Source organism: Sorangium sp. So ce128 (genome assembly GCF_051525245.1).
GTDB lineage: Bacteria > Myxococcota_A > Polyangia > Polyangiales > Polyangiaceae > Sorangium > Sorangium cellulosum_B.
Map to the genome: position 1 here is coordinate 7,103,507 of NZ_CP150313.1, position 14,593 is coordinate 7,118,099.

At 69.5% G+C, this 14,593-nt stretch carries 8 protein-coding genes; 1 reads left to right on the forward strand and 7 read right to left on the reverse strand.

The window, feature by feature from the left end:
• Window positions 1-166: 166 nt before the first annotated feature.
• The 4 genes from WME82_RS26960 to WME82_RS26975 form a co-directional block, all read right to left on the reverse strand.
• On the reverse strand, window positions 167-1,240 hold the full coding sequence (locus tag WME82_RS26960; RefSeq protein ID WP_438037641.1) for a pentapeptide repeat-containing protein: 1,074 nt from the start codon (window positions 1,238-1,240) through the stop codon (window positions 167-169).
• On the reverse strand, window positions 1,237-3,909 hold the full coding sequence (locus WME82_RS26965; RefSeq protein WP_438037642.1) for a DUF2169 family type VI secretion system accessory protein: 2,673 nt from the start codon (window positions 3,907-3,909) through the stop codon (window positions 1,237-1,239). The genes WME82_RS26960 and WME82_RS26965 overlap by 4 nt, the downstream gene beginning before the upstream one ends.
• Before the next feature lie 6 nt (window positions 3,910-3,915).
• Complete coding sequence (locus WME82_RS26970; RefSeq protein ID WP_438037643.1) at window positions 3,916-6,351, reverse strand: type VI secretion system Vgr family protein; 2,436 nt, start codon at window positions 6,349-6,351, stop codon at window positions 3,916-3,918.
• A 296-nt stretch (window positions 6,352-6,647) separates the two neighbouring features.
• Window positions 6,648-7,442, reverse strand: coding sequence for an N-formylglutamate amidohydrolase (locus WME82_RS26975; RefSeq protein WP_438037644.1), 795 nt, complete (start codon window positions 7,440-7,442; stop codon window positions 6,648-6,650).
• Window positions 7,443-7,514: 72 nt separating this feature from the next.
• On the opposite strand from WME82_RS26975, the gene WME82_RS26980 reads away from it, so the two are divergent.
• A complete protein-coding gene (locus tag WME82_RS26980) occupies window positions 7,515-8,660 on the forward strand; it encodes a hypothetical protein (RefSeq protein WP_438037645.1) in 1,146 nt (381 codons plus the stop codon).
• A 250-nt stretch (window positions 8,661-8,910) separates the two neighbouring features.
• Here WME82_RS26980 and WME82_RS26985 read toward each other — a convergent pair whose 3' ends face one another.
• The 3 genes from WME82_RS26985 to WME82_RS26995 all read right to left on the reverse strand — a co-directional run bounded on the left by WME82_RS26985 (window position 8,911) and on the right by WME82_RS26995 (window position 14,330).
• The gene (locus tag WME82_RS26985) at window positions 8,911-9,672 is read right to left on the reverse strand and encodes a YbhB/YbcL family Raf kinase inhibitor-like protein (protein WP_438037646.1); all 762 of its coding nucleotides are present in this window, start codon (window positions 9,670-9,672) and stop codon (window positions 8,911-8,913) included.
• A 343-nt stretch (window positions 9,673-10,015) separates the two neighbouring features.
• Window positions 10,016-10,681: a pectate lyase gene (locus tag WME82_RS26990; protein WP_437873894.1), complete on the reverse strand. Its 666-nt coding sequence runs from the start codon at window positions 10,679-10,681 to the stop codon at window positions 10,016-10,018.
• Between the two features lie 841 nt (window positions 10,682-11,522).
• On the reverse strand, window positions 11,523-14,330 hold the full coding sequence (locus WME82_RS26995; protein ID WP_438037647.1) for a DNRLRE domain-containing protein: 2,808 nt from the start codon (window positions 14,328-14,330) through the stop codon (window positions 11,523-11,525).
• Between the last annotated feature and the right edge of the window lie 263 nt (window positions 14,331-14,593).

Below are 14,593 nucleotides of genomic sequence, written 5' to 3' on the forward strand. Positions count from 1 at the left end.
CGGTCAGGACGTGCGCGCCGCAACGCTAGTTTCAACGATTTCACGGCAAAAATCAACGGATTTCATGGAACGCGGCCTCTCCCCAGGTCTCACGGGTCGCGGTCTCGTGTCTTGCGTCTCGTGTCTTGCGTCTCGTGGTTCCGCACGGCGCGCGCAGCAGGCACGGTCACGCGCGCTGCCCATCGCGCTCGCCGCCGCGGCGCGGCTTCCAGTCCTCGATCGCGGCGAGCTTCTCGTCGTCGCCGAGCCAGCCTGCGCCCGCCGGCACCTTCGCCCCGTCGCGGCGGGCGCGGTGCAGCTTGGTGCGGAACATCGCTGCCTGCGTGAAGTCCGCCCCCGAGAGGTCGCAGTGCGAGAGGTCCGCGTACGCGAGCTTCGCGCCGACGAAGCGCGCGCCGGCGCACGACGCGAAGGCGAGGTACGCCTCGACGAGCTCCGCCCCCGAGAAGTCGGCCTCGGCGAGCGCGGCCCGCTCGAAGATGGCGTTCTGCAGCTTCGCCCGCGAAAACCGCGCCTTCGCCGCGTTCGCATCGCCGAAGAGCGCCTGCGTCAGGACCGCATCGGAGAAGTCGCAGTCGGACACGTCGACCCCGGTGAAGTTGCACTGCGTCGCGTCGCAGCCCGCGAAGCTCGAGCCAGCGACGCTGCCGCGCATGAACTGCGTGCGGAACAGCTTTGTTCCCTGGAACGCCCGCGCGCCCAGCGCCGCCTCGACCAGCGTCGTGAGCGTCAGGTTCGCGCCGTCGAGCAGCGCGGTGCGCAGGTCGAGCTTGTACAACGTCGCCTTCTCGAGGTTCGCGCGAGAGAAGTTCGCGCCGCCGGCCTTGACCTCGACGAGGTTCGCCCGGTCGAGGTTCGCCCCCTCGAACGAGGCGCGCTCGAGCGAGCACGTCGTCCAGGTCGCGATGGGCGCCTCCGCGCCCGACAGCGCCGCGCCCTCGAACGTCGACTCGATGAAGCTCGCGCCGACGAGCCTCGCCCCCGAGAGCGTCGCCCCGTCGAGGCGGCTCCGGAAGAAGGTCGTCAGGTGCAGGTCCACGCCCGCCGCGTCCACGCCCGACAGATCGCACTCGGAGAACGTCGACTCCTTGACGAGCGCGCCCCGCATCGCGCGCGGCATGCGGACCCGATCGAACACCGCGCCCGAGAGATCCGCGCCCGTCAGGTCGAGCCCGGAGATGTCCACGGCCTGGATCGGGTCCCCGTGGCGGACCTTGTCGAGCACCTCGTCGCGGTTCATGTCGCGCCTCCAGGAGCCGGCGCCGCCTGCCGGTCGAACCGGGTGAACTCGACGCTCGCCTCGGCGAACGTCGTCCGGTTGTCGCCGCGCGCGCGGCTGAAATCGGCCCGGCAGAGCTGCGCGCCCGTGAAGTCGGCCCCCGCCAGGCGCGATTTCGAGAGGATCGCCTCCGTCAGGTTGCACCCGCGGAGCGACGCGCGGTCGAGGTTCGTCCGGATCAAGAGGGCGTTCTTCATGACGGCGCGGTCGAAGGTCGCGCCCGTCGCGTCCGCCTCGGAGAGATCGGTCATCGTCATCTGGGCTCGATCGAACCGCGCGCCGCGCAGGTCCGTCGTCCGGAAGCAGGTCTTGTCGAGCACGGCGTCGCGGAAGTCGGCCTCCGGCAGGCCGCTCTTGTGGACGGCGACCCCCTCGGAGAAGCGCGCCCCCGCGAAGCGCGCCTTCGCCCCGGTGCAGCTCATCAGCGACGTCTTGTGCAGCCGAGCGCCCGAGAAGTCCGTGCCGTCGAGCGAGCACTCGAGAAGCATCGCCCGCTCGAGGTTCGCCCCGGCGAGGTTCGCCCCGGCGAAGCTCGTCTGGAGGAACGAGCAGAGCGAGAGATCCGCGCCCGAGAGATCCACGCCACCCCAGCTCACCTGGAGGGCGTCGGCGCGCTCCAGCTTCGCCCGCTTCAGGCTCGCCCCGGCGAGCCTCGCGCCCATCAGGACGGCCTCGGTCAGATCGGCGTCGTCGAACACCGCGCCCTCGAGGTTCGCCTTGCCCAGGTTCGCGCCCCGGAGCCGCGCGCCCGTGAGGTTCGCGCCAGAGAGGTCCGCCTTCGCGAGCACGGCGCCCTCGAGCACCGCACCCGAGAGGTCGCAGCCGCGCAGGTCGGCCCCCTCGAGGAACGCGCGCGCGAAGCGCATCCCCCGCAGGTCGACGCCGCGGAAGTCGGCGCCGGTGAGGTCGCGCTCGTCGAGCGGCTCGCCCGCCTCGCGCGCCGCATCGACGACGACACGCGCCATCTGCGAGGCCTCGGCGGTCATCGGCAGGGCCGCGGATCGCAGGTGCGCCGAGCCGCGGTAGCCCTCGCGCGCCGCCTGCTCGAGGCGGAGCAGCTGCTCGGGGAAGCCTGGATCCGCGAGCATCGCCTCCAGCTCGAGGTTCGGCACGCCGCCGAGGCGCGCCGCCTCGGCCAGCTCCGCGTACTGCTGGAGCTGCGCCTTGGCCGAGAAGCGCGGCGGGCCGCCGGGCGGCTCCTCCCCGGTCTGGCCGCGCCGGAGCGCCTCCTCGGACACGTCCATCTCGGCGGCCTGCGCCTTCATGCGCTCCTCGGCCTCCTTCTTCAGGCGCTCGGCCCGCGCCTTCTCCTCGTCCATCTTCCGCGACGCCGCGTCGAGGTACGTCACCAGCGCGTCGAGATCGTCGACCGGCGGAGGCGCTTCCTCCTCCGGCAGCGGCGCGTCCAGGCCGAAGCGCGCCGGGTCGATGCCGTCCGCGAGCAGCTCCTCGCGGCGGCGCTCGCGCTCCCGCTCCGCGCCGCGCCGCAGGTTCTGCATGGCGAGGTTCTCGCTCTTGAGCCACTGCACCATCTCGATCCCGGCGACGTTCGCGGCGACGCCCGACTCGCGCGGCGGCATGAGATCGCTGTCGCTGAGGGACGCGATCGAGCCCCGGTCCTTGTCGATCCGCCGGGCGAGCGCCTCGCGGTAGTGCTCGATCGGCCGGGGGCGGCCGATCTCCTCGCAGGCGACGACGAGGTCGACGATCTCCCCGGCGTCGTCGTCGGCCACGGGCATCGAGCCGTGGAAGATCACGACGCCGAGGTTGGCCGAGGGGAAGAGCCACACCGTGTCGCAGCGGACGGGCAGCTCCTGGAACGCCTCCCCGCTCGCGTCGCGGCGGGTGACGAGCACGCGCGCGGCGAGGCCGGGGAGCGCGCCCTCGATGCGCGGGCGCGTCGGGTGCATGTTCTCCACGAGGAACGCCTCGTCGCCGCGGAGCGGCTCGGCGATCCATTGATCGCTCGGCGCGACGTTGAAGAAGGCGGGATCGACGTCGGGCGGCAGGCCGGGCGCCCACTTCTCGGCGTAGTCCGCGCCGTACGTCCCCGCGCGGGCGCGGCGCTGGGCGAACGTCACGTCCATCGCGAGGAAGGACGCCGGGCCAGGCCGGTCGCCGGGCGAGCGGATCAGCGCGCCGTAGTGCTCCACGTTCGGCAGCGGCCGGACGCGCTGCCCGCCGCGCTCGACCTCCTCGATCCCCTTCCCGTACGGATTCGCCGCGTCCTTCGGCCCGCCGAGCGCGCGCGCCCAGTCGATGGGCATCTCCGAGAACGGCTCCGGCTCCGTGAAGCCGTGGCCGCTCCAGCACCGGTCGCCCAGCACGGCCAGGCGCTTGTCGACGGAGCCGAGCCGCGCGCGGACGAACGACGCGCCGACGCGGCGGCCCTCCGGCGCGTAGCACCGGCCCGCGACGAGCAGCTCGCCGCGCGCCTTCGTGATGCCGTCGTCGAGCGGGAGGCTCCCGAGCGCCGCCGTCGCGGCCTGCCAGAACGACATCTCATCGACGAGCGCGCGCGGCGCGTCGAGGGGGAACGCCATCATGGCGCCCACGTGGAACCTGAGGCGCCGCGCGACCTCGACGACGCGCGTGAGCGCCGGGACCTTGAGGGGTTTGACGACTCGCATCCGCGCTCAGATCTTCGTGAAGCCGCTGTTCCACGCGATGAGCCCCGCGAGGGTCAGGGCGATCGCCTGCTGCTTCAGGTAGGTGCCGAACTGATCCATCTTCGCGCCGACAGCCTTCTTGTCCATCGCGGCGAAGTCGAGCTTGATCAACGACGTCTCGAGCTTGAGCAAGTAGGCCTGCTGGGCGAGCGCGGCGTGGTCCGTCTTGATGACGCCGGTCGCGCCCTTGTAGAAGTAGAGCTCGTGCTTGTTCGGCGTGAGGTCGAACGTCAGCCCGAGCACCTCCCACTTCAGGTTGGTGGCCGTGATCTTCGCGTTGGGCGCCTTGATCAGGAAGTTCGTGTCGGACTTCAGGTCGACGTCCCCGCCGAAGTGGCCTTTCCAGGTGGTGGCGACCTCCGTCTTCCAGCTCTTGTAGTCGTCGAAGTTCTCGGCCGTGACCTTGTGCATCCACGGCCCGGTCACCGTCGACGAGCCCTCCGGCTCGATCGTCTGCTCGAACTTGCCGTGGACGTCGTGCTTCATCCCGCCGCTCGTGATGGTCAGCGTCATCCCGTCGGTGATCGTCTGCTTCATGCCGCCGGCTTCCACGGTGTCCACGCGGCCCGTCTTGATCGTGGTCGTGCGCGTCGCGTAGTAGGTCTCCTCCGCCGCGGCGGTGACCTGGAGCGTGTACGTCCCGCCGACGCCCGCCCAGAGGTTGCAGACCACCATGCTGAACTTGTTGCCGCTGACGTTCTCCCAGGAGTCGCCGCCGATCCATGAGCCGCCGTCTCCCGAGGTCGTCTCCAGGTAGCTGAAGGTGACGTCGACGAGCGCGCTGCCGGCGATGGCCGGGTCGGCGTTCTTGGGGGACAGGAACGTGCCGACCTGCGTGTCGCCGTCGCCCGTGTAGACCGCCCCGTGGTTGCCGCTCGGCGTCCCCATGTAGATGCCGGTGCGGTTGTTCGGCGTGTGGAGGAAGATGAACTCCTTGCCCTGCTCGTCCTCGAGCACGAGCTGGTTGCCGCTCCCGGTCCGGATGATGTTCTGGCTGAGGTTGCGCTCCGCGACGACGCTCGGCCGGTGCGCGTTGGGCACGACGCCGGCGATGAAGGGCCGGTCCGGGTCGCCGCCGAGGAAGGCGATCATCACCTCGGTGCCCTTGCGCAGCGGGAAATGGAAGCCCTCCGTCGTCCCGCCGTGCGGCTGCATCATGCGCACCCGCGTCGAGATGCGCGCGTCGGGCAGGCCGCTCGTGTCGAACTCGAAGCGCACGAGGTAGCGGCCGTCGGCGTCGATCTGCGCGTACTGGCTGTCGGCGGGGCCGCAGACGATCGCGTTCTCGAACCCGTAGATGCGCGGCCACTGCGTCGCCTGCGGCGCGCGGAACTGCACGTCGGCCGGGATCGCGAGCAGCTTGATCGCGTAGATGTCCTTGCCCGAGAGCCCCGTCAGCCGCGCGACCTCGGGCGTGATCCCGGCGATCGACGCGCTGTGCTGCACCTCCAGCGCGAGCCACTGGTCGACGATGTCGGCGGGCTGATCGTCCAGCGAGAACCGGTATCCGGCCCGCGGCCCGAGCGCGTCGCCGCTCCCGCGCAGGGTCACCTCGCGGCAGCCGATCGACTGCGCGCGCACCTGCGCGAGGCGCTCGGCGTCGCTCTGCACGAAGACGCGGAAGCCGTACTCGCGGATCGCGCCCACCCCGTTCGCGGTGATGCTGCTCTCGCCCTTCACCGACGCGGACGGGTTCGAGTAGTTGTAGTCGGCGATGGTGACCGTCTTCGGCAGCCACTGCACGTTCTGCTCGATCTGGTGCAGGCCCGGCGGCGCGGTCACGTCGTCGCCGAAGAGCGGGACGTAGCGCACGACCCCGCCGCCCGGGAAGTCGTCGTGCAGCCCGCGATCGTCGACGATGACGAGCACCTCGCCGGGCCCGTCCTCCGGGTGCTCGAAGAAGTAGTAGAGGCCCTCCCGCTCGAGCCACCGGTGAAAGAACGCGAGGTGCGTCTCGCGGTACTGCGCGACGAACTCCTCGACCGGGTAGTCGCCGTCGTTGATCGAGAAGCGGAAGTCGCCGCCCGCGAGCCCGCCGTTCTGGAGCGTCGCGGAGAGGAACTCCTTGACGGGCTGGTTCGTGAAGACGTGGCTGCGCCAGAAGTGGCGCAGGAACCAGAGCTTCGGCACGAGCAGCGCCTGGTACAGCGCCCGCTCCGCGTTCTGGTGCAAGAGGCGAACGCTCGCGATGACGCCGTGCACGACGAGCGGGTCCTTCCCGTCGCCGCGGCTCGCGCGCACCGTCGCCCGCTCGCCCACCGCCTTGCGCACGTCGGTGCTCGTCGGGACGGAGAAGAAGAGCTCGAACTCGTACGGCTGCGAGACGTGCTCGGTACCGCGGAAACCGATGAAAGCAACGCTGGCGAGTGCCGAGCACGAGAGCGAGAAACCGTCTGGGCGCATGGAGAGCCTCCCCATCCCTGGCCTGGTGTTGAGGGCGGAATCTCCGTGCATCGCGTCGCGGTGTCAACGTCTGCATGCGCCACGAGAGTGCTGTGGAACAGCGGATCCGGTGGTGGGACGAGCGCGCACCTGTGCGACGTCCGCCGAGCAGCGCGGGCTCGACGGCGCGCGCTTGCCGAGCTCGTTGCGCTCGGGTGCCGCGCCGTCACCGCGCGTACGCCGCGCCCGTGTGTGCCCTGCGCGCGTACCGTGTGTGCCCTGCGCGCGCACTGCAACCGTACCGTGTGCGCGTCCCGTTATCGCGCCGCTGCACTCGTGAGCGCGGCGATGACGCTGCGGGTGAAGCCGCGAAGGCGCGCGACGTCGTCGGGGCGGAGGGCGAGGGTGCGCGCGTCGCAGTAGAGCCTGCGGGCGATCTCGATCTGGAGCGCGTGGACCCCCTCGTCGCGGCGCGCGTGCCGCTCGAGCGCGTGGCCGCCCGGGAAAGGATCGTCGAGCGCGAGCGAGAGGCCGTGCGCGCGCGCGACCTCGGCGACCGCGTCGCGCGCCCAGCTCGCCGCGCTCTCGCCGCGCCGGGTCCCGAGCACGACGTCGGCGGCGCCCTGGAACATGACGTCGGGGTACGTGTGCCCGGAGACGAGGATCGCGACGCCGTGGCGCGCGCGCGCGTCGGCGAGGCGAGCGGCGATCTCCGCGTGGTACGGCTCGAACACGTCGCGGACGCGGCGCTCGACCTCCGCGCGGGGTGGTGAGCTCTCGAGCCACTGCTCGCCGCTCGCGGAGCGCCGCCGCACCTCCCGCAGCCCGTAGGGGAGCTTGTCCTCGTAGGGCGTGGGCACGCGCGGGGCCGTGTTGAGGTCGATGACGAAGCGGCTCGCCGTCGCGACGACGAGCGCGGCCCCCTCGAGCGTGACGTCGCCGAAGAGCGCGTCCGCCGCGACGTCCGCGTCGGCCGCGAGGGCGCGCTCCGGCACGCGCGTGAAGCGCGCCGCGAGCTCGTCCACGACGAGGCTCGCGTGCGGGACCTCGACGACGATCGGCCCCGCCGTGTCAGGCTCGTGGACGCGGAACGGAGGCGGCGTGGCAGGCATCGTTGCTCCGGAAGGTAGGCGCGCGCCGGGTTTTTCGCACGGGTGCGCCGGTTTGCGCTCTCATGGCGGGCCATGGAACCCCGGATCTGGCTGCTCGTGAGCCGATACCACCTTGACGCCGGGCTGTCGTCGCTCCTGGTGGACGGCGTCGCGACGGCCTGCTTGCTCGTCCTCGCGGCGCTCGCGCTCCGGCTCTCGCGCCGGCAGCGCCGCGCCGCCGCGCGGGCCGAGGCCTCGTTCATGCCCGGCGCCGCGCTCGCGCCCGGCGAGGCCGTCGTCGTGGGCACCGTCGAGCGGGAGCAAGGCGCGGACGTGGCGGTGCGCGTCGAGGTCGAGCAGGAAGGGTCCGAGTCCGAGACCTCCGGGGTCTGGACCCACCAGTGGGTCGAGACCGGCCGCAAGCTCCGTGTCCACCCCTTCTATCTCCGCCACGCGTCCGGCGCGCGCATCCGGGTCGAGCCGGGCGAGCACGTGCAGCTCGTCGACGCGCTCGACGGCATGATCCGGGTCGATCTCACCCGGCGCGTCCGCGTGGCCGAGCTCATTCCAGGCGAGAGGGTCTTCGCGATCGGCGAGCTCCGGCGCGCGCCCGATCCCGAGGCGCAGGCCCAGGGGTACCGCGAGCAGGCGCAGGGATACCTGCTCGTGCCCCCGCGCGGGGGCCGCATGCTCCTCTCGTCCGAGCCGCTCGGCGAGCGGTTCGCGCGCAGGGCGGCGTTCCACCAGCGGTGGGCCATCACCGCGGCCGTCGCGTCGCTCGTGTTCAACATGGCGTTCGCGGCCTTCCACGCGCGCCGCTGGCTGGGCGAGACGGTGGACGTCCGCGTGACGCAGCTCCAGGAGAACGAGGACGGCGACCACACCCGCTTCGAGGTCACGATGCGGGGCGAAGGCGGCGCCGCCTTCTCCGACGAGGTGTCCCACGGCGCGTTCGCCCGGCTCCGCGAGGGCGAGACGGTGAAGGCGCGTTATGTCCCCTCGTGGAGCTCAGCCAGCGCGATCGGCCCCGACGTGACGGCCCACTCCGTGGCCTACGCCGCCTTGCCGCTCCTCGGCGTCATCGCGCTCGCCTATCTCGCTCGCGCGCAGGTCACGCGGCCCTGGTACGAGAAGAAGCTGATCGAACAGGGGAGCGGCAAGCTGGCAGAGAGCCTGTCTTCCCCGCAGCAGGCCCCGAAGCGTCGGGAGGGCCGCCGCCGGGACCCCGCTTCTGGATGACGGACGGCTCGAGTCGACAGGCGCCGCGCGTCCGACGACGGTCATCGAGACATCGCACCTGTGACCCCGGGGTCAGGCTGTGGAGCTGACAATCCCCTCATTTCGTTGGCATTCTGGGGGAGAGAAACTTGAACAGGCAGGCGGGGAGGCAGGGAGATTCATGGGATTCTACTCCCGCCTCCCCGCCTCCCTGTGAATCTTCTCGAAACATTCGAGAGGATGCTTCAGGACCGAGAAAGCAGCTACCGCTTCATCGAGTCGAGAAGGCGTTGGACGTGCCGGTGAGCTTCGCGCTGCCCAGGTTCTTCGCCTCGAGCTTGGTCTCCGCGTCCCTCACTGCAGCCGTGCCGGTGCCCGTGATCGTGATCGACTCCTCGGCGAGCGCGTAGATCGTGAACTCGTAGGTGTCGGTCTTCGTGCCGGTGCTGGAGCCGAAATTGGGGCAAGGCCCGAGGTAGTTCGAGTTCTGCTTGGCGCCGAGCTGCGTCGCGTCCGCCTGCTTGAACCCCTCGGGCAGCGAGGTGGTGGTGGGAGGAATGTTGTACAGAACCCAGTGATAGCCGTTGGCCTGCGACGGCGTCGCGTGCGCCAGGGTGACATCGATGAAGGTGATGGCGTAGCTCTTCGTGCCCGCAGGCCCCGGGGTCCAGTGGAGCTCCGGCATGACGCTGTTCTGGAAGCCGGCGGTCTGGCAGGTGTACTTGTCGGCGAACTTGGCGCCTTCCGCGTGATTGGTGCTCGCGAGCGCGAACTCCTCGGAGGGCGCACCGCCGCTCCCTCCGGAGCCGCCCTCTCCGCTCCCACCTGCTCCCGTCGCGCCACCCTCTCCGCTGCCCCCGGCCCCCGACGTCGTGGTGGTCGCGGGGTCGCCGCCGCTCGAGCTCGAGCTGTTGGCGCTGCTGCTGGCGCTGCTGCTGCTGGCGCTCGGGGAGCCGGAGCTCGCCGCGGTCCCCCCGCCGTCCCCCGACACATCGGGATCGCTGCTGGAGCAGTTCAGGATGGCGAATGGCATGGCCGCAAAGGCGAGGTATCGAGCGCTACGTGTGAGCCTATCCGTGATGGTACGCATTGGCGTATGATGCCACACCGGCGTTTCTATCGCGATGACAGTCGCTTCTCCCCTTGCGACAAAGATCCGCAATTTAGCGGTACATTTCCCGGAACAGTGAGTGATCGAAGAATGTGAACGTTGACATGAGCGCGCCTGGCGCGACACATCGCTCCAGGTCTCTCGCCTGCTCGCCAGAGAGGAAGAGGCGGAGCGGAGGGCCCTTGACCCTTGACACCGCGCAAGAGCGAGCAGGAGCGCCCGCGAGGACGCTCCTGCCCTGGCGGAAATGTGCAGGACCGCCGGGTCAGTATTGCGTGTTGTTGGACGTCGTGATCTTCGAGGAGCTCACGCCCATGAAGAGCTCCTTGCCGATCCCGCTGTAGCGGGTGTTCGTCATCGTCACGCTGCTGCTGCTGCTGTCCGTCCTGAAGATGGACTCCTTCATCTTCGAGATGTCGCACCGGTCGATGAAGACGTCGACCTTGAAGTCGGTCCCCCCGTTCTGCCGGATGAACTTGCCGGCGTTCTGCGCCGTGAAATTCGACACCTTGAACGTGCTGGCCGCGTTGATCTGGAACACCTTGTCGTCGCCGTTCTTCGCGGAGCCGCCGTTCAGCACCACGGTGCCTGACTTCTTGACCGTCAGGGCGTCTTCGCCGATGTCCTCCCAGACGATGTTCTCGAGCGTGACGTTGCCGTACGTGTGAATGCCGTCGGCCGCCGGCGCGCCGAGGACCACGTTCTTCAGCTTCGCGCCGTCCTCGAGCTTGAACACCGGCTTCTGGCCCTCGGCCTGGCTGCCGTCCCCGAGCGTGTTCTTGTCGGCGATGTACCGCTTGCCGCCGCCGTCGAACGTCTCGCCCGCCTTCACGATGATCGTCGAGCTGACGACGCCGCCGTTCCCGGCCGTCGTGGTGCCGCCGCCCGAGCTGCTGCCGCCCGAGCTCCCGCCAGAGTCGCCGCCGCCCACCGGCACGAGCTCGATGTAGTCGACCTTCAGGTCGTACCCCGACGACGAGGAGTTCTTGCCCTTGCACGTGAGCGCGAACTCGACATTGCCAGAGAGCGATTTCTCCCCGAGCGTCGCGGTCGTCCAGCTGTCGCCGGTGGAGGAGCCATAAGCGTCGAAGGACTTCACCGACGATCCCTTCACGGCGAGCTCGTACTTGCCGTACACGTTCCGCTTGGCGTAACGAACGACGATCTTGTACGTACCGGACGCGACCGACGCGGAGAACTTGAAGGTGTCCCCGCTCTGGTTGGCGCGGAGCTTCACGTTGTCCGCGTTGTCTTCGATCTTGTCGCCCGACGAGATGGACCAGTTCTGGTTCTCGGCCTCGATCCTGACGGCGCTGAGCGCGTCGCTCGCCGAGTCCACGTCCACATCCAGGTCGGCGCCGTCCGCCGCGAGGCAGCCGGCGAGACCGAACGACAACAGGGCACCGAAAGCATAGGTCAATCTCAAGCTCATGATGTTATCCCTCAATCGTTAACGTTGCGCGCGACCGACGACTCCCACCCTTCACCCCCTCCGCGCACCCCTCCCCCGCGGGTCGTCATGTCCTCGCGATGTCTGCGTGATGTCTTGTCCTGTCTTCATCTTCACGTCAGAGCAATGCCCAGGCCACAGCGCGCCATCACCCGGGGCCGCAGATCAGGGCACCATGATTGCATTTTTCCGCTGAAGGACGGCGTTTCACCCGCTTCGGCGAACAGGCACGCTCGCCGCTGTCATGGGCCGCCGTCAACGACGTCAACCGGCGGTTGACACATGAGCCCGCAGACGCCCGCCGGGGCGTCGCCGTGCGCAGTCACTCTGCGTAGCAGACCTCGAGGCGCGGGCGGCGCGACGCCGTGGTGTCTTCGCTGGCCCGCCACTGCGTCGCCCCCGCCACGTCCTCTTCCATCACGAACCCGTAATTCGGGAGGACGCCGCTCACCCAGTCCTGCACCAGGTCGGTGAGGTTGGCGGTCCGATCGCCGGAGCCGTTGACGGTGACGATCGACGCGAAGCTGAGCGGCTCCCAGCTCTGGTTGTAGCTGGACCAGCTCACGGTCGTCTCGCCCCAGGGCGCGAGGGCCTCGTGGAGACGAACGGTGGTGACCGACGCCTTGTACACCTGATTGATCGTCAAGGTGGCCGAGTAGACCGGCGCGCCCGCGGGGATGAACGAGAGGTCGAACCAGACCAGCGCAGCACGGAAGCCCCCGGTGCCGGCTCCGCCCGTATAGATCGACGGGTACGACCCTTCCTTGTAGGTCGGCGAGGCCGACCAGAGCGTCGCGTCCCAGACCGTGCCGAAGACGCCGCGCTGCACGGTCCTGCACACGGGCGTGCCTCCGGAGCCGGCGCCGCCCGCCCCGCCCGAGCCGGTGCTGCCCACGCTCATCGCGCTGCTCATCATGACGCTGCCTGTGCTCGTGATCGAGGCGCTCGAGCTGCTGCTCGTGCTGGATACGCTCGTGCTGCTGCTGCTCGTGCTGGATACGCTCGTGCTCGAGGCGCTCGAGCTGCTGCTCGTGCTGGACGAGCTCGAGCTGCTGCTGCTCCCGCTGCCGGGTGGCGCATAGGTGAGCGTCAGCTCCATGTCGAAGGACAGATCGGTCGAATTGGGGGCCGATTGCTTGACCATCACGGCGAGGATGTTGCTTCCGACCACGAAGGAGCTCGGGGAGAGCGTCGCCGTGGTGAGCTCGTCGTCGCGCGACTCCGCGGACGCATAGTCACCGTAGGCCGTGTTGGTCACGCGCTTCGATGCCACCTGGGCGCCGTTGAGCCAGACGACGACGCCGTCGTCGTGGATGAGCTTCATGGTCGCCTGCGCGACCGGCCCGTCGATCGGGATGATCTTGCGGAAGTAGGCGGTGGGATACGACGGCGTGGCCCGGTAGAGGGCCGTGCTCTCCCCGCCGTCGCCGTAGCCGAGCTGCCCCCAGCCCCCCTTCCACGAGGAGTCGTCGAACGTGAGGTTTCGCCAGGCCGTACCCCGGTCGACGCCCAGGTCGTCGTAAACCCAGTAATCGCCGAAGTAGACCGCCGTGCGGGGGAGGCTCTGGATCGTGAAGCCGGCGTTGCTCTCGTCGGAGAGCAGCGGGTGCTCGGCGTCGGAGACGCGCACGAGCGCCGTCGTCGTGTCGATGGAGGGGACCACCCAGTTGTAGCGGCCCGTGTTGGCGGCGCTGTTCGTGATCGTGGTCCAGGTCGCGCCGTCGTCGGTCGTGTACTCGATCCGAACGGTGGGGATGTTCCCCACGGTCGCCCAGCGGATCGGGAAGATGCCGCCCGGCGGCAGGCGCTCCCCCCCGTCGGGCGCCGCGACGTCGAGGGCCGTTCCCTTCACGATCGCGAAGCGATCGCTGATCACGCCGTCGTAGCGAACGTTGGACATCGTGAGCCGGTTGTCCTCGACGTCGAGGAGGCACGAGCCGCTCTGCGCCTCGTTGAAGTACATGAGCGGGTGGCCTCCGGAGCCGCCCACGTACGTGCCGTGGCCGGCGACGACATGGACCGCCCCTTCGTGGCTCCCCTTGCCAGGGAGCTTCACGTAGGGGCCGTCGCCGAGCGGCTTGCCGTCGTGCCCGTCGACGATGTGCCCGTCCGCCGTGGTCGGCGTATCGTAGGCGCCGTCCACGAGGAACGAGCGCTCGTAGTTGTGCGAATGGCCCGCGAGCACCAGGTCGACCCCGCCCGCGTCGAGGAGGGGCGCGAGGTACTCCCGGTGCTCGATGATCAGCCAGTCATCGTCCGAGTCGTGGGTGCCCTTCGTGTACATCGGAAAATGCATGTACGCGATGATCCAGTCCTGTTCCGTCGCGGCGAGATCGGCGGCGAGCCAGGCCGCCATCGCGCCGGTCGAGTACCGCGAGGAGCCATAACCGTCGAGCACGACGAAGTGGACGTTCGCATAGTCGTACGAGTAGTAAGCTTCCGTACCCGAGGGGACCCCGCCGGCCTCCCCGGCGGCGGGGAGCACGTAGGCGGTGTAGTAAGGACCGGTCTGCGTCGCCGAGTCGGAGCTCAGGCCCTCGTGGTTGCCGAACGTCGGCCACACGACCGTGTTGCGGAGGATCGCCGCGTACTGGTTGAAGAAGCCGTTGGTGAACTCCTCGGTGGTGCCGAAGTTGTACGCCATGTCCCCCATGTGCAGGAGCAGGTTGGGGCGGTACGCGCCGACGGCGTTCAGCATCGCGTCTCGCGTCGCCCAGGGCGCAGTGCCGCCGTAGCCGGTGTCTCCGATGATCCACGCCCGGAACTTCTTCGGCGTGGACACGGGCGGCGCCGTCTCGAAGTAGAAGGAGGAGGAGCCGCCGGCCAGCACCGCGCTCGATGTACCGACGCTGTAGTAGTAGCGGGTGTTCGGCGTGAGCCCGCCGATGAGCACCTCGTGCTGGGTCGCGAGCGCGCCGAGATCCACCGTCTGCGTCAGATTCGCCGGATCGGTCCCGTAGCGCACGCGGCTGTCCGTGCCGACGTCGGTCGTCCACACCACGTAGACCGAGTTGGGCGTCAACGACTGCAGATAGGGCTGCCTCATCACCGACTGGGCGGCCGCCTGACCGGCCCACGCCATCGTCACTGCCACCGACGCTGCGGCCAGATGTCCGGGGTTCAATTTCATTGCTTCACCCTCCGAGCTTCCTGATTCATCCCGCCTTGCCTCCAACAAACGCTCGCCATGCGGCGAGCCGGGCGCCTGCCCGGCACGGTCACGCCAGCGATCGCATCGCGCCTGATACCGTGTGCGATCAGCGTATCGGACGTGAACGCGCTGCTACCATCTTACCGAAACCATACATGAGAGATCATCTTAAATCGGAGAGCCTCGCGCCGGCGGCAGACCACTCCGGTCTCTGTCTCTGAGCGGCGCCGGAAGGCAGCGAT